General features: G+C 64.4%; 20 protein-coding genes and 6 tRNA genes. 16 read left to right on the plus strand and 10 right to left on the minus strand.

Annotated elements, in window-relative coordinates; all coding sequences use genetic code 11:
- Window positions 1–496: 496 nt before the first annotated feature.
- Both J7396_RS01375 and J7396_RS01380 read left to right on the plus strand, forming a co-directional pair.
- Entirely contained in the window at window positions 497–1,750 is a 1,254-nt protein-coding gene (locus J7396_RS01375; RefSeq protein ID WP_008571625.1) for a zinc-dependent metalloprotease, read from the plus strand.
- A 134-nt stretch (window positions 1,751–1,884) separates the two neighbouring features.
- Window positions 1,885–2,304, plus strand: a complete 420-nt coding sequence (locus tag J7396_RS01380) for a hypothetical protein (protein ID WP_008571624.1) — start codon at window positions 1,885–1,887, stop codon at window positions 2,302–2,304.
- Between the two features lie 182 nt (window positions 2,305–2,486).
- Here J7396_RS01380 and lpxH read toward each other — a convergent pair whose 3' ends face one another.
- The 8 genes from lpxH to J7396_RS01420 form a co-directional block, all read right to left on the minus strand.
- Window positions 2,487–3,230, minus strand: a complete 744-nt coding sequence (lpxH, locus tag J7396_RS01385; RefSeq protein WP_008571623.1) for a UDP-2,3-diacylglucosamine diphosphatase — start codon at window positions 3,228–3,230, stop codon at window positions 2,487–2,489.
- 509 nt (window positions 3,231–3,739) lie between these two features.
- A complete protein-coding gene (locus J7396_RS01390) occupies window positions 3,740–4,282 on the minus strand; it encodes a phosphatase PAP2 family protein (protein WP_008571423.1) in 543 nt (180 codons plus the stop codon).
- Complete coding sequence (locus tag J7396_RS01395) at window positions 4,263–5,399, minus strand: glycosyltransferase family 1 protein (RefSeq protein WP_008571424.1); 1,137 nt, start codon at window positions 5,397–5,399, stop codon at window positions 4,263–4,265. The genes J7396_RS01390 and J7396_RS01395 overlap by 20 nt, the downstream gene beginning before the upstream one ends.
- A 216-nt stretch (window positions 5,400–5,615) precedes the next feature.
- Complete coding sequence (gene ppx / locus J7396_RS01400) at window positions 5,616–7,136, minus strand: exopolyphosphatase (protein ID WP_008571425.1); 1,521 nt, start codon at window positions 7,134–7,136, stop codon at window positions 5,616–5,618.
- A 178-nt stretch (window positions 7,137–7,314) separates the two neighbouring features.
- On the minus strand, window positions 7,315–9,417 hold the full coding sequence (gene ppk1, locus J7396_RS01405) for a polyphosphate kinase 1 (protein WP_008571427.1): 2,103 nt from the start codon (window positions 9,415–9,417) through the stop codon (window positions 7,315–7,317).
- Window positions 9,418–9,529: 112 nt separating this feature from the next.
- Window positions 9,530–10,858: a phosphate regulon sensor histidine kinase PhoR gene (gene phoR, locus J7396_RS01410; protein WP_209260846.1), complete on the minus strand. Its 1,329-nt coding sequence runs from the start codon at window positions 10,856–10,858 to the stop codon at window positions 9,530–9,532.
- A 73-nt stretch (window positions 10,859–10,931) separates the two neighbouring features.
- Complete coding sequence (gene phoB, locus J7396_RS01415; protein ID WP_003483753.1) at window positions 10,932–11,621, minus strand: phosphate regulon transcriptional regulator PhoB; 690 nt, start codon at window positions 11,619–11,621, stop codon at window positions 10,932–10,934.
- A gap of 183 nt (window positions 11,622–11,804) precedes the next feature.
- Window positions 11,805–13,511, minus strand: coding sequence for a M48 family metalloprotease (locus tag J7396_RS01420; RefSeq protein ID WP_046931804.1), 1,707 nt, complete (start codon window positions 13,509–13,511; stop codon window positions 11,805–11,807).
- A gap of 89 nt (window positions 13,512–13,600) precedes the next feature.
- Between J7396_RS01420 and grxC the strand changes: the two genes are divergently transcribed.
- From grxC to J7396_RS01435, 3 genes are all read left to right on the plus strand, one after another.
- A complete protein-coding gene (gene grxC / locus J7396_RS01425; protein ID WP_033478922.1) occupies window positions 13,601–13,909 on the plus strand; it encodes a glutaredoxin 3 in 309 nt (102 codons plus the stop codon).
- The gene (locus J7396_RS01430; protein WP_008575003.1) at window positions 13,906–14,301 is read left to right on the plus strand and encodes a carboxymuconolactone decarboxylase family protein; all 396 of its coding nucleotides are present in this window, start codon (window positions 13,906–13,908) and stop codon (window positions 14,299–14,301) included. Before grxC ends, J7396_RS01430 begins: the two co-directional genes overlap by 4 nt.
- Window positions 14,302–14,527: 226 nt before the next feature.
- Window positions 14,528–15,535, plus strand: a complete 1,008-nt coding sequence (locus tag J7396_RS01435; protein WP_008575004.1) for an isocitrate dehydrogenase — start codon at window positions 14,528–14,530, stop codon at window positions 15,533–15,535.
- A 134-nt stretch (window positions 15,536–15,669) separates the two neighbouring features.
- On the opposite strand, the gene J7396_RS01440 is transcribed toward J7396_RS01435, so the two are convergent.
- Entirely contained in the window at window positions 15,670–16,431 is a 762-nt protein-coding gene (locus J7396_RS01440; RefSeq protein ID WP_008575005.1) for a Bax inhibitor-1/YccA family protein, read from the minus strand.
- 150 nt (window positions 16,432–16,581) lie between these two features.
- On the opposite strand from J7396_RS01440, the gene J7396_RS01445 reads away from it, so the two are divergent.
- From J7396_RS01445 to J7396_RS01460, 4 genes are all read left to right on the plus strand, one after another.
- Window positions 16,582–16,658 (plus strand) — tRNA-Pro (locus J7396_RS01445).
- Between the two features lie 42 nt (window positions 16,659–16,700).
- Window positions 16,701–16,777, plus strand: a tRNA-Arg gene (locus J7396_RS01450).
- Window positions 16,778–16,809: 32 nt separating this feature from the next.
- Window positions 16,810–16,886: transfer RNA gene (locus tag J7396_RS01455), tRNA-His, on the plus strand.
- Between the two features lie 93 nt (window positions 16,887–16,979).
- Window positions 16,980–17,055 (plus strand) — tRNA-Lys (locus J7396_RS01460).
- 391 nt (window positions 17,056–17,446) lie between these two features.
- Here the strand turns inward: J7396_RS01460 and J7396_RS01465 are convergent.
- On the minus strand, window positions 17,447–18,715 hold the full coding sequence (locus J7396_RS01465; protein WP_008575006.1) for a PAS domain-containing sensor histidine kinase: 1,269 nt from the start codon (window positions 18,713–18,715) through the stop codon (window positions 17,447–17,449).
- A 247-nt stretch (window positions 18,716–18,962) separates the two neighbouring features.
- Between J7396_RS01465 and J7396_RS01470 the strand changes: the two genes are divergently transcribed.
- From J7396_RS01470 to J7396_RS01500, 7 genes are all read left to right on the plus strand, one after another.
- Window positions 18,963–19,047, plus strand: a tRNA-Leu gene (locus tag J7396_RS01470).
- 201 nt (window positions 19,048–19,248) lie between these two features.
- Window positions 19,249–20,541: a trigger factor gene (tig, locus tag J7396_RS01475; RefSeq protein ID WP_209260847.1), complete on the plus strand. Its 1,293-nt coding sequence runs from the start codon at window positions 19,249–19,251 to the stop codon at window positions 20,539–20,541.
- A gap of 92 nt (window positions 20,542–20,633) precedes the next feature.
- A complete protein-coding gene (clpP, locus tag J7396_RS01480; RefSeq protein ID WP_002806026.1) occupies window positions 20,634–21,260 on the plus strand; it encodes an ATP-dependent Clp endopeptidase proteolytic subunit ClpP in 627 nt (208 codons plus the stop codon).
- Between the two features lie 125 nt (window positions 21,261–21,385).
- Window positions 21,386–22,672 carry an ATP-dependent Clp protease ATP-binding subunit ClpX gene (clpX, locus tag J7396_RS01485; protein WP_003483788.1) on the plus strand — a complete coding sequence of 429 codons (1,287 nt, stop codon included), beginning with the start codon at window positions 21,386–21,388 and terminating at the stop codon, window positions 22,670–22,672.
- A 144-nt stretch (window positions 22,673–22,816) separates the two neighbouring features.
- A complete protein-coding gene (gene lon / locus J7396_RS01490) occupies window positions 22,817–25,288 on the plus strand; it encodes an endopeptidase La (RefSeq protein ID WP_008575007.1) in 2,472 nt (823 codons plus the stop codon).
- Window positions 25,289–25,501: 213 nt separating this feature from the next.
- The gene (locus J7396_RS01495; protein ID WP_002806049.1) at window positions 25,502–25,774 is read left to right on the plus strand and encodes an HU family DNA-binding protein; all 273 of its coding nucleotides are present in this window, start codon (window positions 25,502–25,504) and stop codon (window positions 25,772–25,774) included.
- Between the two features lie 11 nt (window positions 25,775–25,785).
- Window positions 25,786–25,860, plus strand: a tRNA-Val gene (locus J7396_RS01500).
- Window positions 25,861–25,907 lie beyond the last annotated feature (47 nt).

Below are 25,907 nucleotides of genomic sequence, written 5' to 3' on the forward strand. Positions count from 1 at the left end.
ATTCCAGTGACGCCACACACGCCGCGTCACGCGCCACAGCTTGGAGCGCACCTTCACGTCATGGCCGATGAGGCGGGCATCGATGCACGCGATGCCATGCATGACGACCTGGCGTCACTCGCCATCTGCACCGACGCCGACGCGGCGCGGTGTCCACGACACAGGCGAGGATCGACGCAGCCAATCGCTGGGCGGACGCAATCGGGTCCATGTGCATCGATCCGTAGGGCGACGCAGGATCGCCGTATTGTCCCTGAAGACCGCTTGTGCTCGTTTGACGCACGCCTTCAACGCGCGCGCTTTCAGTACGACTGTGCGCTGGTTCCCGTTCGAGAGCTGCTGGAATCGCATCCAGGGATTGGTAAACATCACAGAAACATAATTTTCCGTTGCAACAACTTGCATTCTGTGCAGTGCCACGCGCCCTAATGGCGTCCCGGGGACAGGGGCCCGGTGTTTCACATCCGTAACTTTCATGTCTTAGGAGAGAAAGACGATGAAGTCGAAGTCGATGTGCACCACGGTCGGTCTGATTGCCATGTGCCTGGCCGGCTCGGCCGCCGCTGCCGGCAAGCCGTTGTATCAAACCGGCCCTGCGCTGAGCCGCAGTGCCGCCGCCACCGCTGCAGCCGAACCTTCGCTGCAACGCCTGTTGAGCGCCCCGTCCACTGCCAACGCGCAGGTGGTTCAGCTCGATGCCGGCGCGGTAACCGCCTCGGAAAAATTGCTGGAGCTACAGCTGGATGGCCAGACCATCACCGCTACCCAGGCCAAGGTCGATGCCCTGGAGGGTGGCGACAGCGTCTGGTACGGTAACCTCGGGCCGCGTGCCGGCACCCGCGCACGCACGCTCTCGGGCGTGGACCCGCTGAACTCGGCCATCTTGGTGCGCAGCGGCGACACCGTGACCGGCACGATTCGCTACGCCGGCAAGCTCTATCGCCTGCGTCCGCTGGCCGATGGCCGCCACGTGCTGGTGCAGGTGGATGAGCAGCGCATGCCGCAGGAGCATCCGGCCGAATACAGCCTGCTGCCGAAGTTCGACATGCCCGGCGACGGACGCGTGACTGCCGCTGCTGCCTCATCAGGTAGCCCGGCCACCATTCGCGTGCTCGTGGTGGCCACCAACAAGGCCGTGACCGCTTACGGCGGCAACATGCAGTCGCTGGTGCAACTGGCGGTGGCCGAAGCCAACCAGGGCTACATCAACAGCAACGTGGGTATCACCTTGCAGCTGGCGCGCTACGAGACCACCAGCTACACCGAGACCGGCAACTTCACGACCGACCTGCAGCGTTTCCGCGTGACCAACGACGGCTACATGGACAGCATCCACACCAGCCGCAACACCTACACGGCCGATGTGGGTGTCATCGTGCTGGACAACAGCAGCTACTGCGGCCTGGCGTCGGGTATTGGCTCTAACGCCGCGAGCGCATTTGCGTCGGTGTACTGGGATTGCGCCACCGGCTACTACAGCTTCGCTCATGAAATCGGGCATCTGCAAAGCGCACGCCACGACGCCACCAACGACCCGAGCACCTCCCCGTATGCGTATGGCCACGGCTACCGCTACGGCAACAGCTGGCGCACCATCATGGCCTACGACTGCACCAGCGGTTGCCCACGCCTGAACTACTGGTCCAACCCCAACATCAGCTACAACGGCGTGCCCATGGGCAATGCCAGCACCGCCGACAACCAACGCGTGCTGGTCAATACCAAGGCCACGATTGCGGCCTTCCGTTGAGCGGTTGTTGACCGATCCAAGCCCGGCCCGGCACCGCAAGTGCCGGGCGTTTTGGCTACACCCGCGCGCATGGATCGCGCAGACTAGGCGCACCGCCGGTGACTGCCGGCCTTGTCCTGTCGAGCGGAGCCCTCATGTCCACGTCTCTGCGTCATGCGCTTGTGTTCCTGGCCGCGCTGACGGTTGCCGGATGCAAGCAGCAACCGGCCGACCCTGTCGCCACGCAACCCAAACCTGCCGTGAGCGCACCGGCGCCACCCCCCGGCGGCGACGCGCAGGCCCGCGCACTGCAGGCGCTCGAAAGCCGCTTGCAGGGCGACAAGGTGTACCCGGATAACTGCATCAGCATCATGGCCGAGGACGGCGATGCGCCTGCGCCGGACACGTTCGATTTTGCGGTGCGCGAACGCCATGGCGACGGCTGCCCCGGCGACCCGCAGACCAGCCCGGTACGCGACCGTTTCCGCGTACAGGCCGATGGCACGCTGCTGTGGTACGACGTGGTGAATGCCGATTTCGTCGACTACGCCGAGCGTGCGCGAAGCCTGCAGTGATGCGGTGCGGTCATTGATTGGCACGCTCGACGATGCTGCGTGCCTCAATCGGCAAGCGCTGCCGATCCATCGTTGCGTCGCCGCGTGTCTGTGGCATCAGGCGCGCTTTCGATCTTGCTGCGTGCCTTGAATGCAGCACCGCGTCGCTGCGCCTGCCATGGCAGGCGCGTGGATCTGCCGCGCTATAACGCCAACTGCTCCAGCGACACGCCATCGGCATCCACGCGCAGGACCGATCCTTGCTCGTACCAGTCGCCCAGCACGATGCGCGTGCAGGTGTTGCCGCCGGCCTGCAAGGTGTGGATGGCAGGGCGATGGGTGTGGCCGTGGATCAGCCGATCCAGCCCGTAACGCACGAAGGTGGCTTCCACTTCGGCCGGCGAGACATCGGTGACGGTTTCGAAGCGCGACTGGTCGCCCTGCTTGAGTTCTGCATGCCGCGCCTGGCTGGCAGCGCGCGCCTGCTGCGCGAACGCGACGCGTGCGGCCAGCGGCTGGGCCAGGAACTGCGCCTGGAACACCGGGTCGCGCGTCTGCGCGCGGAAGGCCTGGTAGGCCGTGTCGTCGGTGCACAGCAAATCGCCGTGCATCAGCAGCGTGGTGTGCCCGTACAGATCGATGACGGTGGGGTCGGGCAGGATCCGGAAGCCCGCGCGCTGCGCATAGGTTTCGCCTACCAGGAAGTCGCGGTTGCCTGCCATGAAGAACACCGGCACCCCGGAATCTGCCACTGCATGCAGGGCCACCGCCACTGCATCGGCGGCGGTGGATGGGGTGTCGTCGCCGATCCAGGCTTCGAACAGATCGCCCAGGATGTAGAGCGCGTCGCTGCCGGGAACCTGCGTGCGCAGGAACTCCAGAAACAACTCGGTGATTGCCGGCCGGGCCGGATCCAGATGCAGGTCGGAAATGAACAGGGTCGTCATTGCGCCATTGTACGGCGGCAGCGCGGGGCGGGAATCGGGAATCGGGAATCGCAGAAGCATTGCAGCTTCGCGGCGATTGGTGTGCCAACTTGCAACGACGCCGCAGGCTGGCGATCGCCATTCAGACATCCTGCGGGTCGCACGCGCCGTGGGACATGCGCGTGGGTGGGCAACCTGCCGTCAGTTCACCGCGTACCGGCAGCGCAAGATCCCCTCTCCCTGCGGGAGAGGGGTGGGGGGGGGAGGGTACGGGGCGAAGCCACGCGCTGGAGTCGCAATTGCTGCGCTGGGGCTCTTTTCGGCTTTAGCGAAAACACCCATCGACGGCGAGTGCATGAGGCTTCGCACGTACCCTCATCGGCCGTTCTCCCCCATAAAGGAGGACAATGTCCCGAAGGGAGAAAGATGAGGCGAAGAGGCCTTGTTGCTGACTGGGCAGCGTCTTGGTACCTGTCCGTTTGCCGTTACGCTTACCTGTCAGCGAGCCGCCATCACGCAACCCCTAGCGCTTATCCCAACACCACCGGCAAGCCCCACAGCGACAGGCTGGCCAGCAGCACGCCGATCAGCGTGGCGGCCAGCACGTCGCTGGGATAATGCAGCCCCAGCACCACCCGCGAGAGCGCCACGCCGGCCGAAAACGGCACCAGCAAGGGGGCCAGCCAGGGGTAATAGGCCAGCGCCACGATGCTGAAGGACACCGCGTGCAAGGTATGGCCGGAGGGAAAGCTGAACTCGTCCAGCGGTGCCACCCATGCGCGAATACGCACGTCCGCCGCATATGGCCGCGGACGCCGGGTCCAGCGTTTGAGCGCCTTGTAGAGCGTCAATGCAAGCACGCCGGTGGCAGCCATGTGCGCCGATGCACGTACACCGTCCATGCCGTCGAGCACCACCAGCAACCCCATCAAGGCGTACCAGAACACGCCGTCGCCCAGGCGGCTGATAGTGGCGAAGACGCGCCGTACCGGGTGGCGTCGGCACCACAGATTGGCGCGTCGGCACCAGCGCGCTTCGTGACCGCGCAAGACCTCAAGCCGCGTTGACGACATAACGCCCCCGTGCAGCGCTGATCCCCAGCAACAAGGCTTCGAAGTCGCAGACCACATTGTCCGGATGCAATTTTTTCATCGCCTGCGCCGCCGCCGTGCCCATGCGCTGGCGCAGGGCGTCGTCTTCGGTGAGCGCGACGGCGGCCTGGATAAAGGCCTCGTCGGTGTCCACCGCCGCGCCGGTATGGCCGTTGCGCAGATATTCGCGGGCCGCGCCGTAATCGAAAGCGACCGTCGCCACGCCGCTGGCCATCGCTTCCAGCGTCACGTTGCCGAAGGTTTCGCTGCGGCTGGGAAACAGGAACAGATCGCCGCTGGCGAAGTGACGGGCCAATGCATCGCCACGCTGGACGCCGCAGAAGATGAAGTCCGGATTGTCGTGCGCAAGCTTCTCGCGCGCCGGGCCATCGCCCACCCAGACGAAGCGTGCCTTCGGGCGGATCTGCTGCAGTTTGCGAAAGGCGCGTACGGCCAACGGCAGATTCTTTTCGCTGGCGATGCGCCCCACATAGATGGCGGCAAAGCCTTCGCCTTCGATGCCCCAATCGGCGCGCAATGCGCAATCGCGACGGCTCGGATCGAATTGCTGGCTATCCACTGCCCGCGCCAGCAATTGCACACGCTCAAAGCCATCGTTGCGCAGGAACTGCTGCAGCTCGCGCGTGGGCACCAGGGTGGCATCGGCCTGGTTGTGGAAGCGCCGCATCCAGCGCAACGCGGTGCCCTGCAGCCAGGCAGCGCCGTAGTCGGGCAGGTATTCGTCGAAGCGGGTGTGGAAGCCGGTGGCGACCGGAATGCCGAGCCGGCGGGCTGCGCGCATTGCCGACCAGCCCAGGGGGCCTTCCGTGGCCACATAGATCGCGTCCGGCTGCGTGCTGCGCCAATGACGGACGAGGCGTTGCGTCGCCGGCAGGCCGAATTTCAATCCCGGGTAGCGCGGCAACGAGGCGCCACGCACCAGCAGCGCATCGGTCGGGGCGGTATCGGCGCTCTGGCGTGGCCGCACCACATCCACCTGGTGTCCGCGCGTGCGCAGACCGGTTTCCAGACCATGCACGGTCAACGCAACACCGTTGACCTCGGGGGGATAGGTTTCGGTAACGATCGCGTAGCGCATGCCCGTTCTCCCGTTTTGACTAGCTTCCGGGAGTGCGATGGCATTGATGTTGCGCTAGTAAGACGTGGCGGTGACAGCTGTGACGGGAATGGAGAATCGGGAATCGGGAATCGCAAAGGCAGCGTGCTGCACCGGTTCGGCGCCATCGACACCAGTCAGAAACTTCTAAGAGCCCCGTGGTGGTCTATTCCCGATTCCCGCCTGAGGCCGCAGGCCTCAGGTCACAAACGGTTTGAACGCAATTCCCAGCCCGGCCATGCTGTCGACTTCGCCGATCAGGTCGGCGCGCAGCAGCGGGCGCGAGTCGATCCAGCTTTGCGACAGGATCAACGACAGCCGGGTGTCGTCGGCGGTGAGTTCCAGGGTCGGAATCGGGTCGGACTCATGCGCGCGGTGCAGCAACACCGCCAGTCGCAGCAGCGCAGCCTTGCGTCGGGTTGGCAGCAGCAGGCGGTCGGGCAGCGCATCGAAGGCCGTCTTGGGCACATTGCGCCGGTGCGTGCGTACCAGCGCCGCCAGCACCTGCTGTTCCTGTCGCGAAAAACCCGCGATATCCGAATGTTCCAGGATGTAGCTGCCGTGCACGTGGTACTGGCTGTGCGCGATGATCAGCCCCAGCTCGTGCAGGCGCGCGGCGCGGCGCAGCACCTGCGCATCGTCGCCATCCAGTTGCCAGGATTCGCAGACCTGGTCGAACAGGCGGCAGGCGGTCGCTTCCACGCGCTGCGCCTGCACTTCGTCGATGCCGTAGCGCTGCATCAGCGAGGTCACCGAACTGTCGCGCGGGTCGTTCTCGCCGCCGCGGCCAAGCATGTCGTACAGGATGCCTTCGCGCATCGCCGCCTTGCTGACCATCAGTTTCTCCAGCCCCAGCGCCTGGAATGCAGCTTCCAGCACCAGGATGCCACCGGCGATGATCGGCCGCCGTTCCGCTGCCAGGCCGGGCAGCTGGATGTCTTCGATGCGCTTGGCCTTGAGCAACTCATCGCGCAGCGCCGGCAATGCCTGCGCCGTGATCGCGCCCTTGGTCAGCTTCATCGCAGCGCACATCTCGCCGATGGCCTTGTGCGTGCCGGACGAGCCGATCGCCTCGTGCCAGCCCAGTGCCTTGTACTGGCCGGCAAATTGCTGGAACTCGGCGCCGATCTCGGTCAGCGCGTCCTTCCATTTCTTCTTGGATAATTTGCCGCCGGGGAAAAACCGTCGCGTGCTGGCAATGCATCCGGCCTGCAGACTTTCGCGTTCCAGTGTCTGAAACCCGCGGCCAATGATGAACTCGGTCGAGCCGCCGCCGATGTCGATCACCAGCCGGCGTTGGTCGGGCTTGGGCGGTTGCGCATGCGCAACGCCCAGATAGATCAGGCGCGCTTCCTCGCGCCCGCTGACCACTTCGATCGCATGGCCCAGCGCGGTTTCGGCCGGCATCAAAAACGCCTGTGGCGAACGCAGCTGACGCACCGTGTTGGTCGCCAGCGCCCGCACGCGCAGCGAAGGCACGTCGCGAATGCGCTGGCCGAACCGCGCCAGGCATTCCAGTGCGCGCTGTCGTGCTTCATTGGAGAGCCCACCTTTGCCATCCAGGCCATCGGCCATGCGCACGGTCTCGCGCAGGCGATCGACGACGCGCAGCTGACCCATCAGGTAGCGCGCAATGACCATGTGGAAACTGTTGGAGCCTAGGTCGATGGCGGCAAGAAAATCGCCATCGCGCAGGGGCGGAATCGTGGGGGAGGGCATTGGCATGGCCGCATGGTAGCCGATGGGCTGTTGGCCACGTGAGAGGCCATGCGTGCGCCCAGCGGCAGGCGCACCAGATCTGCATTCGCAAGCGCGGCAAGCGGGCGGTCAATCGCCGTGATGGGCATGCCGCATGCCTGCGCAAGCGGCTTGCCACCTGGCGTGCGGCAGTGCGCGCTCAGATCCGCTCGAGCAAGGTCATCTGCGCCGAATGCGCCGGCTCGCCCGGGGCGGGCGTGCGCTTGTGGTACACGCCCTCGGCGTCCAGCTCCCAGGCGCTGACGTTGTCGTCCAGATAGTTCTGCAGCACTTCGCGGTAGATGCGCTTGGCCAGGTCCGGTTCCAGGATCGGGAAGCAGGTCTCCACCCGCCGCAGCAGATTGCGTTCCAGCCAGTCGGCACTGGCGCAGTACAACTCGGCGGCCCCGTCGTTGCCGAACCAGTACACGCGGCTATGTTCCAGAAAGCGGCCCACGATCGAACGCACGCGGATGTTGTCGGACACGCCTGGCACCCCGGGGCGCAGCGTGCAGGCCCCGCGCACGATCAGATCGATCTGCACCCCTGCCTGCGAGGCCATGTACAACGCACGCACCACCTGCGGTTCGTTGAGGGCGTTCATCTTGGCGATGATGCGGCCCGGACGACCCTTGCGGGCCAGCCGTGTCTCGCGATCGATTCGCTTCAATACGCCCGCATGCAGCGTAAACGGCGACTGCAGCAACTGGTCCAGCTTCATGCGCGGCGCAAGTCCGGACAACTGCTGGAACAGCATGTGCACGTCGTTGCCGATCTCGGCATCGGCGGTGATCAGGCTGATGTCGGTATACAGGCGCGCGGTGCCGCTGTGGTAATTGCCGGTGCCCAGGTGCACGTAGCGTTTGAGCTTGCGGCCCTCGCGGCGCACGATCAGCAGCATCTTGGCGTGGGTCTTGAAGCCGACCACGCCGTAGACCACCTGCACGCCGGCTTCCTGCAGCTTGTCGGCCAGGCCCAGGTTGGCTTCTTCATCGAAGCGCGCACGCAACTCCACCACCACCGTGACGTCCTTGCCGTTGCGCGCGGCCAGAATCAGCGCATCGACAATCAACGAATCCTTGCCGGTGCGGTACAGCGTCTGCTTGATCGCCAGCACGTTCGGGTCGACCGCGGCCTGGCGGATGACATCCAGCACCGCGGTAAACGCATCGAAGGGGTGATGCAGCAACACATCGCCTTTTTTGACGATCTCGAAGATGCCCTCGCTGTCGCGCAAGGTGCGCGGATTGAACGAGGGATACTTGAGTTCGGGGCGCTGCACCAGGTCATAGACCTGGGTGACGCGGCTCAGGTTGACCGGCCCGGTGATGCGGTACACCGCGTTCTCGTTCAGGCCGAAATTCTGCAACAAGGTGCGCAGGATCGGCGCCGGGCAATCGTGCGCGATCTCCAGCCGCACCGCCGGACGGTAGCCGCGCGTGACCAGTTCATCGCGCAGCGCCAGTGCCAGGTTTTCGACTTCTTCCTCGTCCACCACCAGTTCGGAATTGCGGGTGACGCGGAACTGGTATGAGCCCATCACCTGCATGCCCGGGAACAGCTCGTCGACGAATTCGGACAACACCGACGACAGGAACACGAAGCTCTGCGTGCCCTCCGGCGACAGGCTGGCCGGCAGCTGGATGATGCGCGGCAGCGAACGTGGTGCGCGCACGATGGCCAGATGCCCGGCGCGACCGAACGCGTCCTGGCCTTCCAGCACCACCACGATGTTCAAGGTCTTGTTGAGGATCTTCGGGAACGGGTGCGCCGGGTCCAGGCCCAGCGGCGACAGCACCGGCATGATCTCGTTGCGGAAATACGCACGCAGCCAGCGTTTCTGCCGCGCCGTCCATGCCGAGCGGCTGAGTACGGCAACGCCTGCGTCTTCCATCGCCGGCCGCAGCACCTCGTTCCACGCGTGGTATTGCTGCTCGACCAATTTGGCGGCGCGATCGTGCACGGCGTTGAGGATGGCGGTCGGGCTCAGCCCGTCCGGTGCTGGCGGCAGCCCGAACTCCTGTGCGTGCCGCACCGTGGCCGCGCGGATTTCGAAGAACTCGTCCAGGTTGGTGCACGAGATGCACAGGAAGCGCAGCCGTTCCAGCAATGGCACCTGCTCGTCGAGCGCCTGCGCCAGCACCCGGAAATTGAAGTCCAGTTGCGACAGCTCGCGGTTGATGTACAGCGCCGGATCACGCAACGGATCGGTGGCGATGTCGTCGCCGGGTGTGATGTCGTGCAGTTCTTTGGCGTGGCCCATGGAATCGATCGTCAAGACGGGTTGTGTAATTGCCTGGGGCGCGCAACGCAGGCAATGCGGCGCGTGGCAGACGCGTCCATCGCAGCGCGCTGCGGCGCGCACTGACTACATATCACGCCGAGCGTGACAGTGGCACCGATTGCTCGCGCTGCACGACGCGCGCAGGCACGAAATGACACGAGAATTCGCTGCCGCGTCCCACTTCGCTTTCGATGTCCAGGCGCGCCTGATGCAGCCCCAGGATGTGCTTGACGATCGACAGCCCCAGCCCGGTGCCGCCGCTCTCGCGCGAGCGGCTGCTGGACACACGGTAGAAGCGTTCGGTGATGCGCGGCAGGTGCGAGGCGGGAATGCCATAGCCGGTGTCGCGCACGGCCAGCGCCGCACCATCGCCTTCGCGCACGAAACGGATCGTCACCGTGCCGCCGCCGGGCGTGTAGCGCACCGCATTGGTCACCAGGTTGGAAAACGCACTGTGCAGCTCCTTGTTGGAGCCGAGCAGATCCACGCCGGCCTCGTCGATCACCTCCACGGTGTGGCGGCCCTGGCTGTGCGCCTCGGCCTCGCGGCGCAAGGTCGACAGCATCGGCGCCATCGCCACGTGTTCTTCGCCGAGTTCTTCCTGCGATTCCAGCCGCGACAGCGTCAGCAGGTCTTCGACCAGCTGCGCCATGCGCTGGGATTGCTTGCGCATTTCCGCCAGCATCGGACCCGAATCGGGGAAGTCTTCCGGGTCGAGCATGTCCAGATAACCGTGCACCACCGTCAGCGGGGTACGCAGTTCATGCGAGACGTTGGCCACGAAATCGCGTCGCACCTGTTCCAGCCGCAGCAGCTTGCTGACATCGCGCGCCACCAGCAGCCAGTAGTCGTCGGAGTAGGGGATCAGGCGCAGATTCAGGCGCAGATCCGGGTCTGCCGGCGAGGCGGCATCCAGCATCGGCTCGGCGTTGCGCCCGGCCGCCAGCCAATGCGCCAGCGGCAACGGCTGCAGCCGCTCCACGATCGACACGCCCATGTCGCCGGGATGGTGCAGGCCGAGCAAACCGCCGGCCGCCTTGTTGAACCACTGCACGCGCTGGCTGTTGCGATCCACGACCACCACTGCATCCGGCAGCGCCTGCGCTGCGGCGCGGTAAGTGCGCAACATTTCGATCAGGCGCCGCTTGCGCGCGCGCATTTCGTCCTGGCTGCGATACAGCAGCCGGTCCAGTTCGTTCCAGGCCCCGATTCCGGCCGCAGGCTCGGCACGCTGGCGTGCAGTCAGCCGCCGCAGCACCTGGCGCAGCCGCCAGTAATGCCAGGCCAGCACGCCCAGGGCGGTGAGCGTCAGCACCATCCACACATGCCCGATCAGCACGCCGACGACGACGGCAGCGCCCAACAACAGCGCGAGGGTGCCGAGCGTCTTGAGCCAGGCGGAACGGATGTGTTGAGGCATGGAAGGCGTTACCACGAAGCGTCAGGTAGGCAGCCACCCGGCCGGACTGCGGCCAGGGCGGCTTTGCGGCACGTCAGGTCGCCGAGGAAAAACGATAGCCCGAGCCGCGCACGGTCTGCACCATGTTTTCCAGCCCGAACGGTTCCAGCGTCTTGCGCAGGCGGCGGATATGCACGTCGATGGTGCGCTCTTCCACATACACGCTGCCACCCCAGACATGGTCCAGCAGCTGGGTGCGTGTATACACGCGCTCGGGGTGTGTCATGAAAAAGTGCAGCAGACGATATTCGGTCGGGCCGATCGGCACCGGCGCATCACCGGCGAACACCCGGTGCGCGGCGCCGTCGATGCGCAGCTTGCCGACCGCCACGCTACCGTCTTCGTCGTCTTCGCGGGTGCGCCGCATCACCGCGCGGATGCGCGCCAGCAGCTCGCGTGCCGAGAACGGCTTGACCACGTAATCGTCGACGCCGGCTTCCAGGCCGCCCACGCGGTCGTTTTCTTCGCCGCGCGCGGTGAGCATGATGATCGGAATCTCGCGGGTCAGCTGCTCCTTGCGCCAGCGCCTTGCCAGGTCCAGCCCGCTGGTGCCCGGCAACATCCAGTCCAGCAGGATCAGGTCCGGCACGCGGTCGGCGATGGCGGTCTGCGCCTCGCGGGCATCGCCGGCATGGATGGGCTCGAACTCGCCTTTGCGCAGCGCGAACGCCACCATGTCGCGGATCGCGGGTTCGTCATCGACGATCAGAATGCGTTTCTGCACGCGGGGCTTACCGTCTGGCTTTGGTTGATCGCCAGTAGACTACGGTTTTGTGACTCTAATGTGACATCGCCGGCGGCGCCTGCGTGGCGAAACAGGGGCGTGAAGCGGACTGGGCAGTTCCGTTACCGGCCGGCGGCCGCGCGATACCGTGCCGTCGTGAACAGGCCGGCAATGCATCGGCGATCAGCGCGTGGACAAATCCGGGTCGCGGATCCCCTGGCGACGCAACTCCAGCACGGTTGGGGTGATCGCGGCGATGCGCGCATCCACGCGCGCCCGTGTCACATAGTCGAGATCTTTCTTCTTCAGTGCTTCCAGCTGGATCAGGGCCTGTTCGGCGCGGCCGTTCAAAAACGCCGCCTCCGCATACGCTTCGCTGGCGCGCAATGGGTCGCCGGACAGCTCGCAGGCCCGCGCGTAGCTCTGTTGCAGCAATGGGTCGTCGCTGCTCCGGTGCAACAACGGTTCCAGCACCTGGCGCGCGCGCTGGCCGGATTCCTTGCTGGCCTGCTCGTTGAGCGCAGTGGCATAGGTCAGCGCAACCGCGCGGTTGTTCGGCAATTGCTTGAGCAACGCATCGAAGCGGGCATTGGCCGCCTCGCGCGGGCCCACGCGCGCCTGCGCCTCGCTCAGGCCCAGCGCCAGCCACACATTGTCCGGATGCGCCTCGAGCAGACTGGTCAGCTCTGCCACCGGCTCGCCCGGCCGTCCGCCGCTGTTGCGCAGCCGCGCCAGCGCCAGGCCATAGCGCTGCGGATCGCTCAAGCCTTGTTTGGCGCTGCGGCGAAGGTTTTCGTACTCGCGAATGGCCGCATCCGGCGTGGCTGCGCTGAGCACGCGCAGGCGTTCCTTGGCCCAATCGAAACCCTGCTGGTCGCCGCCGCGGCTGAGCGCATCCACCGGCAACCGCAGCGCGTAAGGGAGCAGCGCGTTGCCATTGCGACTGAGCGGCTCCGACAGCGACGGGTCGGCCGGGTCTACGCGCTCCTGGCGCGTCCCGCCCGGCACCGAGGTGGTCAGCACCACGGTGTTCTTCTTCATCTGTTCGGCGCGCGACTTGGCCTCGCTGATGCGGGTGACGGTCACCGGATGGGTCTGCAGGAAATCCGGCGCGCTGTAGCCGCCCTCGTTGGCGCGCATCGCCACCGACATGCGCTCGAAGAAGCCGGCCATCGCATCCACGTCGTAGCCGCTGCGCGCCAACGTGCGGATGCCCAGCCGGTCGGCTTCGGATTCGTTGGAACGGGTGTAGTCGATCTGGCGCTGCTGCATCAGCCCCATCGCGCTGGTGATGGTGGCCATGGTGGCGTCGCCCTTGGAGTTGCCCCCGGCCTGCTGCGCTGCCACCACCGCCGCCAGCATGCCGAGCAGGATCGGAATCTGGTCGCGCTGCGCTCGCTCCACTCCACGTAGCACGTGCTGCTGGGTGACGTGGGCGATTTCGTGCGACAGCACCGCCGCCACTTCGTCCTCGCGCTCGGCGGTCAACACCAGCCCGGCATTGACGGCGATGTAGCCGCCCAGCGTGGCGAATGCATTGATCTGGCGGTCGCGCAGCATGAAAAACGTAAACGGCTGCTGCGGTTGGTCGCTGTTGGCGCCCAGCCGGGTGCCCATGGTCTGCAGCCAGTCTGTGATCAGCGGGTCGTCCAGCACGTAGTCGTAGTTGCGCAACTCGGCCAGCATCATCCGGCCGTATTCGGCCTGGCGGGCCGGGGTCAGCAACTCGCCGGCCGACGAACCGATATCGGGCAGGCGGCTTTCCTGCGCAGGTGCCACGCCCATGGCGACGGCCAGCGTGAGGGCAGTGGCGAGCGGTAGCAGGCGCAAGTGGAACTCCCAGGTGGTGCGCGGAGCATGCGGGCAGCCCGGCGCAGAGGCGTGAATCATCGGTTAACCCACAGTGTTGCGGTGACGACATGGAAATTCCAGTCGCCCGGTACCATGTGTCAGACCTCACACCAACCACGGAGTTTCCCGTGAGCCAAGACCATACCGAGCAGGACGCGGCCTCCGGCCCGCAGATCACCCTGTATTCCTCTGCCATCTGCCCGTATTGCGTGGCGGCCAAGAACTTCCTCAAGAGCAAGGGCAAGACCTGGACCGAGGTGCGGATCGACCTGGACCCGGCCGAACGCGACAGGATGATCGCCCTGGCCAAGCGCACCAGCGTGCCGCAGATCTTCGTCGGCGACGTCCACGTGGGCGGCTACGACGACATGATGGCCATGCATCGTGCCGGCAAGCTCGAGCCGCTGCTGGCCGGCAGCGCGGGCGGCCAGGCATGAGTGGTCCCGACGACGGCAGCGCCGACCGCCTGCGCGAGTTCACGCAATTCCGCCAGCGCATGAACCAGCGCATCCTGGCCGAGCCGAATCAGGTGGTGCGGAGGTTCTTCGCGCTGGACACCCAGACCTACCAGGCCGGCGCGCTGGACGTGAAGACCAAGGAACTGCTCGGCCTGGTCGCCTCGATGGTGCTGCGCTGCGACGACTGCATCAGCTATCACGTGGCCCAGTGCAAGGAAGCCGGCGTGACCCGGGAAGAGTTCTTCGAAACCTTCTCGGTCGGCCTGGTGGTCGGCGGCTCCATTGTCATCCCGCATCTTCGCCGCGCGGTGGATTTCCTGGACCAGCTCGAAGGCGGTGCGCAGGCGCCGGCCCAGCACGCACACGACTGAACGGGTCGCTGCGGCACGCAAGTGTCGATCAGGGTTCGTCAAAGCGAGTAACGCACGCGCCGCCCACCGAGGCGGCGCGTTGCGTTCGGGCGCCTGCACCCTTAGACCAAGGTCGGTTTGGGCGCCTTCACCGGCATCGGGCATAATTGCCCGTGAAACCTCCTTGCGCCGCTCTGCCGGGTATCGCGGCTGGCGCTCCCCCCTTCAAGTTCGGAAACCCAACGTTATGACGCAGACAATCACGGTCATCCGCGGCGACGGCATCGGCCCGGAGATCATGGATGCCACGCTGTTCGTGCTCGACGCGCTGCAGGCTGGCCTGACCTACGAGTACGCCGACGCCGGCCTGGTCGCCCTGGAAAAGCATGGCGATCTGCTGCCCGAGTCCACTCTGGCGTCGATCAGCAAGAACAAGGTGGCGTTGAAAAGCCCGCTGACCACGCCGGTCGGCGAGGGTTTCAGCTCGATCAACGTCGCCATGCGTCGCAAGTTCGACCTGTACGCCAACGTGCGTCCAGCCAAGTCGTTCCCGAACACCAAGTCGCGTTTCGCCGACGGCGTGGACCTGATCACCGTCCGCGAAAACACCGAAGGCGCGTACCTGAGCGAAGGCCAGACCGTGTCCGAGGATGGCGAGACCGCGTTCTCCGGTACCCGGATCACCCGCAAGGGCTCCGAGCGCATCGTGCGCTACGCCTTCGAGCTGGCCAAGAGCACCGGCCGCAAGAAGGTCACCGCCGTGCACAAGGCCAACATCATCAAGTCGACCTCGGGCCTGTTCCTGAAGGTGGCACGCGATGTCGCCGCGCAGTATCCGGACATCGAATTCCAGGAAATGATCGTCGACAACACCTGCATGCAGCTGGTGATGCGTCCGGAGCAGTTCGACATCATCGTGACCACCAACCTGTTCGGCGACATCATCTCCGACCTGTGCGCAGGTCTGGTCGGCGGCCTGGGCCTGGCCCCGGGCGCCAACATCGGTCTGGACGCAGCGATCTTCGAAGCCGTGCACGGCTCGGCGCCGGATATCGCAGGGCAGGGCAAGGCCAACCCGTGCGCGCTGCTGCTGGGCGCAGCGCAGATGCTGGACCACATCGGTCAGCCGCAGAACGCCGAGCGCCTGCGCGAAGCCATCGTCGCTACCCTGGAAGCCAAGGATTCGTTGACCCCCGACCTGGGCGGCACCGGTAACACCATGGGCTTTGCCAAGGCCATCGCCAGCCGCCTCTGAGCGCACTGGCAAATTGCACAAAAAGAAAGGGCGCCTAGGCGCCCTTTCTGTTTGCTCGGGATTCCTCCTGAGCCGTCCTCGGCCATCGAGCGCAGGGGAAACGCTGTCGCGATTCCCCAATCCCGATACCCCGCTCAATTGCGCGACTGCAGCTTCGACAGCAGGCGCAGGAACTCGATGTACAGCCACACCAACGTCACCATCAGGCCGAATGCGCCGTACCACTCCATGTGCTTGGGCGCACCGTGTTCGACGCCGCTCTCGATGAAGTCGAAGTCCAGCACCAGGTTCAGTGCCGCCACCACCACCACGAACAGGCTGAAGCCGATGCCGATCAGGCCCGAGTCGTGGATGAAAGGGATGCGCACACCGAACAAGCCCAGCACGATGGTCGCCAGATACACCAGTGCAATGCCGCCGGTGGCTGCGACCACGCCCAGCTTGAAGTTCTCGGTGGCCTTGATCATGCCGCTGCGATACGCGAACAGCAGCGCGAACAGGGTGCCAAAGGTGAGCAGGACGGCCTGGAACACGATGCCGTTGAAGCGCGCTTCGTACACCGCAGAGATCGAGCCGAGGAAGAAGCCTTCGATCAATGCATACAGCGGCGCCGTGATCGGTGCCCAGGTCGGCTTGAAGCTGGTGGCCAGCGCGAATACCAGGCCGCCAATCGCGCCGGCGATCATGTAGATGCGCGCGACGGGCAGCGGCATGCCATCGGCCCCGATCGATTGCGACCAGGCGAAGGCGGCCGTGATCACCGCCATCAGCAACAACGCGCCGGTCTTGTTGACCGTGCCGTTGAGGGTCATCGCCTGACCGTCGCGGGTGACGATCGAGCCGGAGCCGGAGTCGAGGAATGTGGATTCCCGAAGGGCAGGGTTACCGCTACGCATGCATGTTCTCCATGAAAATAGTGCTCACCCTACTGGCGAACGTTGGTGTGAGGATAGCTGATCGTTCAAGTTACACAGGGTGATTGACAGCGAGGCCAATCATTCCCAAAATAGCCGACCTTTCGAGCCTTCGGGATTGAAAGGTCCCGCCGGGGTATAGCGCAGTCTGGTAGCGCGCCTGCTTTGGGAGCAGGATGTCGGGGGTTCGAATCCCTCTACCCCGACCATTCCGAGCTTTCGACGGCGTGGGAATGCGAAGTTCGGTCCGGGCGCCCGTAGCTCAACCGGATAGAGCACCGGCCTTCTAAGCCGGCGGTTACAGGTTCGAGTCCTGTCGGGCGCGCCATCGGCGGTACGGTAGGAAGCAGGTTTTCAGTGGTGGCTGTAGCTCAGCTGGTTAGAGTACTGGATTGTGATTCCAGATGTCGGGGGTTCGAGTCCCCTCAGCCACCCCACTGATGACAAGCGATTGCAGGAATGTTTGACCCGATGTGTCACAGGGTGTTGCAACGAAGCAAAAATGCACATACAATGTGCGACCAGTTTCAGGGCCGTTAGCTCAGTTGGTAGAGCAGTTGACTCTTAATCAATAGGTCCAAGGTTCGAATCCTTGACGGCCCACCAAATAAAAGCACTTAGGCGTCTGCCTAGGTGCTTTTCTTTTTCCCGGACTGAAAACAGAGGCGCCCAGGTTGGCCTGCTGTGAACGCATCAAGGCCGCGATAGTTTGGCGTCGCCCGCGCAAGATCCGGCTGGATACCAATGGCTTTACAACGCCCTTGGGCAACGCTCGCTATCGAATGCCTTGGCTGGAGCGCGCTTGCCGCAGCCGCGGTCAGCGATCGAACCCCGGTGAGATCGTCGGCGATGCCAGAAGTAGCGCCGTGCGCCACTCCTGCACCCCGTCGTTGCCTGTGCTGAGCGCTTGGCGCGACGTGCTCTGCGATCTGCAAGCAGTTGCAGGAAGCAGCCATGTCACTCATAAGCGCGTCCGTGCAACACCCGCAACAGGCGTCTAGCCTCGCTGCACGCGCGGAAATGCCAGCACGAAGCGCGCGCCCTGGCCCGGCGCCGAGAAAACGTCTATAAAACCGCCGGCCTGGCGCACGGCGCTATAGACCTGCGCCAATCCCAGGCCAGCGCCCTTATTGGCGTGCTTGGTGGTGAAGTACGCCTCGAATAACCGCGCCTGCACCACGCTGTCCATGCCGTGCCCGGTATCGGCAACCGCGATGGTCATGTAGTGCCCGGCCGGTTTGGCCAGTCGCGCCTGCTCCTCGGTGACGAAGGTTTCGCCAGTTTCCACACTGATGCAGTCGCCGCTGGTGCAGGCATCGCGCGCATTGATCACCAGGTTCAAGATGGCGCGCTCCACGGTGTGGCGGTCGACCATCGCGCAGCATCCGCCCTCTGCGGTGCGCAGCTGCAACCGCAGGTCTGCGCCGACCACCTGTTCCAGTAACGGGCTGAGCTGTTCTGCCAGTTCGGCCAGGTCCACCGCTTCGGGGCTGTAGGGGTACTGACGCGAGAAGCCGACCAGGCGCTGCGCCATCACCGAGCCATGTTGAAGCGCCGCGTCGGCCACGCTTAGCAACTTGGCGTCGTGCGCGTCGATCTGCGCGCGCTGCACGACCAGGTCGATCGCCGATGTGGCAGCCTGCAGCACGTTGTTCAAGTCGTGGACCACGCCGGCCAGCAGTTGTCCTACCGCTTCGCCTTTCTGCGCCTGCTCGGAGATCTTCTCGGCGGCGTTCTGCGCGGCGCGCGCGATGTCCAGGTCGCCTTCGATGCGCTCGTGCAAGTCGCGCAGGCTGTGCAGCTCGGTCGACAGCGAGGTTTCGCGCGCGCGCGCCAGCATCAGGGCACTGGTGGAAAACGCGCGTTCTGCCGACAGGGTGCTGTCCAGGGTGTGACAGGCTGCCTCCAGCGCACGGCGGTCGGAGACATTCCTGCTGACCGCCAGGATGGCCTCGACCTTGCCCAGCTCGTCGAACAATGGGCTGGTGACGACCTGCCAGGTCTGGCGCACGCCGGCCAGGTTCACGCAGCTGGCCTCGAATTCCCGGGTTGCGCCTTTGGCCGCCTCGGCCATGGCCGCATCCACCATGGCCGCCGCCTCGAGTGGCCACAGCTCGCGCCAGGGGCGGGCAACAACCTGATCCGCAGAACTGGCCCCAAGTCCGACCAGGCCGTTGCGGTTGACCGACGTGATTCGCCCATCCAGGTCGATCTCTTTGATGCAATCGCGCGACAGTGCCACAATCTGGCGATATCGGTCTGTCATTGCAATTGCTGCCCCCGGAATGGAATTAACGGAATTTTCGCAAATCCGGTTGCTGCAAAGTGCCGGTAGCGAACATGGGCTTTGTCTGGATTCAGGCGGGCTGGCCGCTGCCGCCCCTCTGCAGTGCGTGAGCCTCAAGTCACCGCGCCAAGCAGCCCATGCCCACTGCAGTCATCACGCGCCCAGGCCTCGCAGCGCTTTTTCTTTACCGGCATCCCTGCAACAATAGCCGGGCATCTACGGCATTGCGAAAGTGGCGGAATTGGTAGACGCACCAGATTTAGGTTCTGACGCCGCAAGGCGTGGGGGTTCGAGTCCCCCCTTTCGCACCAACGCCGCGCGGCCGTGTGGGTTCCGGCCGCTGCATTTCCTGCAAACCAGTCGCTTCTGTCCGTGAGGCCGCTGCACGCATGCCGCTGGCAGCGGCCGCCGTTATCGGCGAAACTACAAGGCTCGGCGGCATTCTCGCCATCCGTCAACCCGCATCTTCCATCTCGTGCCGACGCTGTGCGCTGTCGGTGGCAGGAGTCAACATGCAAGCATCGATCGAATCCACCGGCAGTCTGGAACGCCGCCTGACCTTCACCCTGCCGCAGGAGCGCCTGGAGACGCACGTTGGTGGCCGCCTGCGCGAGCTTGCGCGGACCACGCGCATCAAGGGCTTCCGTCCCGGCAAGGTGCCGACCAAGGTGATCGAGCAGCGCTTCGGTCAGCAGGTGCGTGCCGAGGCGATGGAAGGCCTGCTGCGCGAGACCTTCGATTCGGCCGTGCGCGAGCATTCGCTGCGCCTGGCCGGCAACCCGCGTATCGATCAGGGCGAGACCGATTTCGACTTCGTCGCCACCTTCGAAGTGGTGCCGGATTTCGGCGACATCGACGTGACCAAGCTGTCGGTGGTGCGCGCGACCGCTGAAGTGACCGATGCCGACATCGACCAGATGATCGAAAACCTGCGCCTGCAGCGCCGCACCTGGAATCCGGTCGAGCGCGGTGCGCAGGTCGGCGACCTGGTGGCGCTGGAGACCTGGTCGCAGGCCGGCGACGAGCGTCTGCCCGCCGAAGGCGTGGAGACCGGCAGCAGCGTGCTGGGTTCGGGCGTGATGTTCGACCAGATCGAAAAGGGTCTGGAAGGCCTCACCAAGGGTGAAGAAAAGACCCTGACCGTCGATTTCCCCGCCGAATGGCGCGTGCCGCAGCTGGCCGGCAAGACCGTGCAGGTGCACGTCAAGGCGGTCGAAGTCTCCGAGCCGGTGTTGCCGGCAGTGGACAAGGAGTTCATCAAGAGCTTTGGCGTGAAGAGTGGCGATGCCGAGCAGTTCCGCGCCGATATCCGTACCAACCTGGAGCGCGAGCTCAAGGGTGCGCTGATGAACCGCCTGCGCCGCGAAGTGGGCGAGCAGCTGATTGCCGCCTACGCGCATGTCGAAATGCCGCCGCGCCTGGTCGAGAACGAAGCGCGTTCGATGCTGGCCCAGCAGGTCGAGCAGGTCCGCCGCAGCGGTCGCGATCCGGGTCAGGTGCCGGCCGACGCGCACCAGGGATTCATGGATGCCGCCGCCAAGCGCGTGCTGGTCGGCCTGCTCGTGGGCGAGGTGGCGCGCCGCAACGAATTGCGCCTGGAGTCCAAGCGCGTCAGCGAAACGCTGCGTCTGATCGCTTCGACCTACGAAGAGCCGGAACAGGTCATTGAGATGTACCGCAACGACCCCCAACTGATGAACGGGCTGCAGAGCCGCGTGATGGAAGAGCAGGTGATCGACTGGATCGCCGAGCGCGCCCAGCACACCGAGCAGTCGCTGTCGTTCCAGGACGCCATCCGCGTCTGATCCGGCAGTAAGAGAAGAACCGCGCCCGCAGTCTGGGGTGCGGATGTCGAACACGGGCAGCGGCACAGGCCGCTGCCACAACGGGAAGACTGATGAGCATTGTGACCAAAGCCCTGAACCTGGTGCCCATGGTGGTCGAGCAGACCAGCCGTGGCGAGCGTGCGTACGACATCTACTCGCGTCTGCTGAAGGAGCGTCTGATCTTCCTGGTCGGTCCGATCGACGACCATATGGCCAACGTGATCGTTGCCCAGCTGTTGTTCCTGGAAGCGGATAACCCGGAAAAGGACATCAGCATCTACATCAATTCGCCCGGTGGTGTGGTCACCGCCGGCATGGCCATCTACGACACCATGCAGTACATCAAGCCGGACGTCAGCACCATCTGCGTCGGCCAGGCCGCCTCGATGGGCGCGTTGCTGCTGGCGTCGGGTGCGGCGGGCAAGCGTTACGCGCTGCCGAATTCGCGCGTGATGATCCATCAGCCGCTGGGTGGCTTCCAGGGCCAGGCGACCGATATCGACATCCACGCGCGCGAGATCCTGACCCTGCGTTCGCGCTTGAACGAGATCCTGGCCAAGCACACCGGCCAATCGCTGGAGACCATCGCGCGCGACACCGAACGCGACAACTTCAAGAGCGCGGTCGATGCGCAGGCCTACGGCTTGGTGGATCAGGTGCTCGAGCGTCGTCCGGAAGAGTCGATCCAGCCGTCTTGATCGTCAAGTCACTGAAATTGTAGGAAAAACCGGCAGGGTCGGGCGGGGCGAATGTCCTCCCGACCCTGTGCTATTCTCGAAATCGAACCCCCGTGCATCGGGTGGGGTAACTGGGTAACAGAAGCATGAGCGAAGACCGCCAAGGTCGTTCCGGCGACAGCAACAAGATTCTCTACTGCTCGTTCTGCGGTAAGAGTCAGCATGAAGTCCGTAAGCTGATTGCCGGTCCCAGCGTATTCATCTGCGATGAGTGCGTTGAGCTGTGCAACGACATCATCCGCGAGGAACTCGAAGAGAAGGCGCAGTCGGCACGTTCCAGCCTGCCCAAGCCGCGCGAGATTCTCGAGGTGCTGGATCAATACGTGATCGGGCAGCTGCGCGCCAAGCGCACGCTCGCCGTAGCGGTGTACAACCACTACAAGCGTATCGAGAGCCGCAGCAAGAACGATGACGTCGAGCTGGCGAAATCCAACATCCTGCTGGTCGGCCCGACCGGTTCGGGCAAGACGCTGCTGGCCGAAACGCTGGCGCGCCTGCTCAATGTGCCGTTCACGATCGCCGATGCCACCACGCTCACCGAAGCCGGCTATGTCGGCGAGGACGTGGAAAACATCATCCAGAAGCTGTTGCAGAAGTGCGATTACGACGTCGAAAAGGCGCAGCAGGGTATCGTCTACATCGACGAAATCGACAAGATCTCGCGCAAGAGCGAGAACCCGTCGATCACCCGTGATGTGTCCGGCGAAGGCGTGCAGCAGGCGCTGTTGAAGCTGATCGAGGGCACGGTTGCCTCGGTGCCGCCGCAGGGTGGCCGCAAGCATCCGCAGCAGGAATTCCTGCAGGTGGACACCAAGAACATCCTGTTCATCTGCGGCGGCGCGTTCGCTGGGCTGGACAAGGTGATTCAGCAGCGTTCCAACGATGCCGGCGGCATTGGCTTCGGCGCCAAGGTCAAGAGCAGCGAGCGCAAGCAGGAAGTGGGCAAGATCCTGGCCGAAGTCGAGCCGGAAGATCTGATCAAGTTCGGCCTGATTCCCGAGTTCGTCGGCCGTCTGCCGGTGGTCGCCACGCTGGAAGAGCTGGACGAGCCGGCGCTGATCAAGATCCTGACCGAGCCCAAGAACGCCATCACCAAGCAGTTCAAGAAGCTGTTCGACATGGAAGGCGTGGAGCTGGAGTTCCGCCCCGATGCCCTGTCTGCGATCGCCAAGAAGGCGCTCAAGCGCAAGACCGGCGCCCGCGGCCTGCGCACCATCGTCGAATCGGTGCTGCTGGACACGATGTACGAGCTGCCGTCGCAGGAAAATGTCAGCAAGGTCGTGGTGGACGAGTCGGTGATCGAGCATAAATCCGAGCCGTATCTGATCTACCAGGCGCAACCGGCGCCCGCCAAGGCTGCGTCCGGAGACTGAGTCCGTTGGCCGCCTCGCCAGGCCTCGGCCTCGCTGGCGGATAACCGCTTTCCGAACGCTACTTGCAACACCTCGCCGATGGCCCCATAACGGGGCCATCGGCTTTTTACTGCCCCAAAAACCCCCATTCCTGCGGAGTGCCCCATGGCCCAGTCCCAACCAGAAATTCTCGATCTGCCAGTGTTGCCGCTGCGCGACGTGGTGGTGTTTCCGCACATGGTGATCCCGCTGTTCGTCGGCCGCGACAAGTCGATGCGTGCGCTGGAAAAAGCGATGGAGGCGGACAAGCGCATCCTGCTCGTTGCGCAAAAGTCGGCCGAGACCGACGACCCGGCTGCCGGCGATCTGTATACCGTCGGCACCCTGGCGCAGGTGCTGCAACTGCTCAAGCTCCCCGATGGCACCATCAAGGTGCTGGTCGAGGGTCTGTCGCGGGTCACCGTGGACAAGGTGGTCGAGCAGGACGGCGCGTTGCAGGGGCAGGGCACCGAAATCGAAGCCAGCGATGCGCGTGAGCCGCGCGAGGTGGAAGCGATTGCGCGATCGCTGATGTCGCTGTTCGAACAGTACGTCAAGACCAATCGCAAGCTGCCGCCGGAGCTGCTGCAGACCTTGGCCGGCATCGATGAGCCGGGCCGCCTGGCAGACACCATCGCCGCCCACATCGGTGTGCGTCTGGCCGACAAGCAGCGCCTGCTGGAGATCACCGATATCGGCGAGCGGCTGGAATTGCTGGTCGGTCTGGTCGATGGCGAAATCGACGTGCAGCAGCTGGAAAAGCGCATCCGCGGCCGCGTGAAGTCGCAGATGGAAAAGAGCCAGCGCGAGTACTACCTCAACGAGCAGATGAAGGCGATCCAGAAGGAACTGGGCGACCTGGACGATGCGCCCGGCGAGCTGGAAGAGCTGGCGCGCAAGATCGCCGAGGCGGGCATGCCCAAGCCGGTCGAAACCAAGGCCAAGGCCGAGCTCAACAAACTCAAGCAAATGTCGCCGATGTCCGCCGAGGCGGCCGTGGTGCGCAACTACCTGGACTGGCTGCTGGGCGTGCCGTGGAAAAAGCGCACCAAAGTGCGCAAGGACCTCAAGGTTGCCGAAGACACGCTGGACGCCGATCACTACGGCCTGGACAAGGTCAAGGAACGCATCCTTGAGTACCTGGCCGTGCAGTCGCGCGTGAAGCAGATGAAGGGGCCGATCCTGTGCCTGGTCGGGCCGCCGGGCGTGGGCAAGACCTCGCTCGGGCAGTCGATCGCCAAGGCGACCAACCGCAAGTTCGTGCGCATGAGCCTGGGCGGCATTCGCGACGAGGCCGAGATTCGGGGCCACCGCCGGACCTATGTCGGTTCGATGCCGGGCCGCCTGGTGCAGAACCTCAACAAGGTCGGCAGCAAGAACCCGCTGTTCCTGCTGGACGAGATCGACAAGATGTCGATGGACTTCCGTGGCGACCCGTCGTCGGCGTTGCTGGAGGTGCTCGATCCGGAGCAGAACAACTCGTTCAACGACCACTACCTGGAAGTCGATCTGGACCTGTCGGAGGTGATGTTCGTCGCCACCTCCAACTCGCTCAATATTCCGGGTCCGTTGCTGGACCGCATGGAAGTGATCCGCATCCCCGGCTACACCGAGGACGAGAAGCTCAATATCGCCACGCGCTACCTGGTGCCCAAGCAGATCAAGGCCAACGGCCTGAAGCCGGAAGAGATCGAAATCGCCAGCGATGCGATCCAGGACATCGTGCGCTACTACACGCGTGAGTCGGGTGTGCGTAATCTCGAACGCGAAGTGGCCAAGATCTGCCGCAAGGTGGTCAAGGAGATCGCGCTCGCAGGTCCGCAGCCGGCGGCAAAAAAGGCGGTTGCCAAGAAGGGCAAGCCGAAGGCACTGGTCACCGTCAACGCGAAGAATCTCGACAAGTATCTGGGCGTGCGTCGCTTCGACTTCGGCCGTGCCGAAGAAGAAAACGAGATCGGTCTGGTCACGGGTCTGGCATGGACCGAAGTCGGCGGCGAACTGCTGCAGGTCGAGTCCACCTTGGTGCCGGGCAAGGGCAACCTGATCCTCACCGGCCAGCTCGGCAATGTCATGAAGGAATCGGCATCGGCTGCATTGTCGGTGGTGCGTTCGCGCGCCGAGCGGCTTGGCATCGATGTGGATTTCCTGCAGAAGCAGGACGTGCATGTGCATGTGCCCGACGGCGCCACGCCCAAAGACGGTCCAAGCGCAGGTATCGCGATGGTGACCTCGCTGGTGTCGATACTGACCCGGGTGCCGATCCGCGCCGACGTGGCGATGACCGGCGAGATCACCCTGCGTGGGCGGGTATCGGCAATCGGTGGCTTGAAGGAGAAGTTGCTGGCGGCCCTGCGCGGCGGCATCCGCACCGTGCTGATCCCCGACGAGAACCGCAAGGATCTGGCCGACATCCCGCCGAACGTGACCCGCGATCTGAAGATCGTGCCGGTGAAGTGGATCGACGAGGTGCTCGATCTGGCGTTGGAACGTCCGCTCGCGCCGAAGAAGGCCGGCAAGGAAAAGGCACGCAAGGCGGCCTCGCGCGTGACCGTGCGCGGCAAGTCGCGTAGCACGCCGGGTACCCGCGTCAAGCACTAACGAGGGCTGTCTGAGCCTCGCCAAAACAAGCCAAAACCCGCGTCGTTATTGGGTTTTGGCTTGCGTGCTGTTGGGGGCGCTGGTATAAATGCACGACTCGTGGGCGCGGCAAATGTGATGCGTCATGCGATACCACTTGTGTCGGGTTCTTCGCTTACGGCAAGAGCGCCGATTGTCGATTCCGCGGCATCTGCCGCAAAGGGAGTTTCAAGAATGAATAAAACCGAATTGATCGATGGCGTTGCCGCTGCCGCTGACATCTCCAAGGCTGAAGCTGGCCGTGCTGTTGACGCGGTTGTGAGCGAAATCACCAAGGCACTGAAGAAGGGCGACGCCGTCACCCTCGTTGGCTTCGGTACCTTCCAGGTCCGCGAGCGCGCCGAGCGCACCGGCCGCAATCCGAAGACCGGCGACAGCATCAAGATCGCTGCTTCGAAGAATCCTGCATTCAAGGCTGGTAAAGCCCTGAAGGATGCAGTAAACTAATCGACTCGCTAGGGTGCTTAGCTCAGCGGTAGAGCGTCTCCCTTACACGGAGAGGGTCGGGGGTTCGAAACCCTCAGCACCCACCATTAAGCACCAGGCAAATGTTTCAAGCGCGGAGCGGTAGTTCAGCTGG

Origin of the sequence: Xanthomonas sp. A1809 (assembly GCF_017746015.1) — a bacterium.
GTDB classification, from domain to species: domain Bacteria; phylum Pseudomonadota; class Gammaproteobacteria; order Xanthomonadales; family Xanthomonadaceae; genus Xanthomonas; species Xanthomonas euvesicatoria.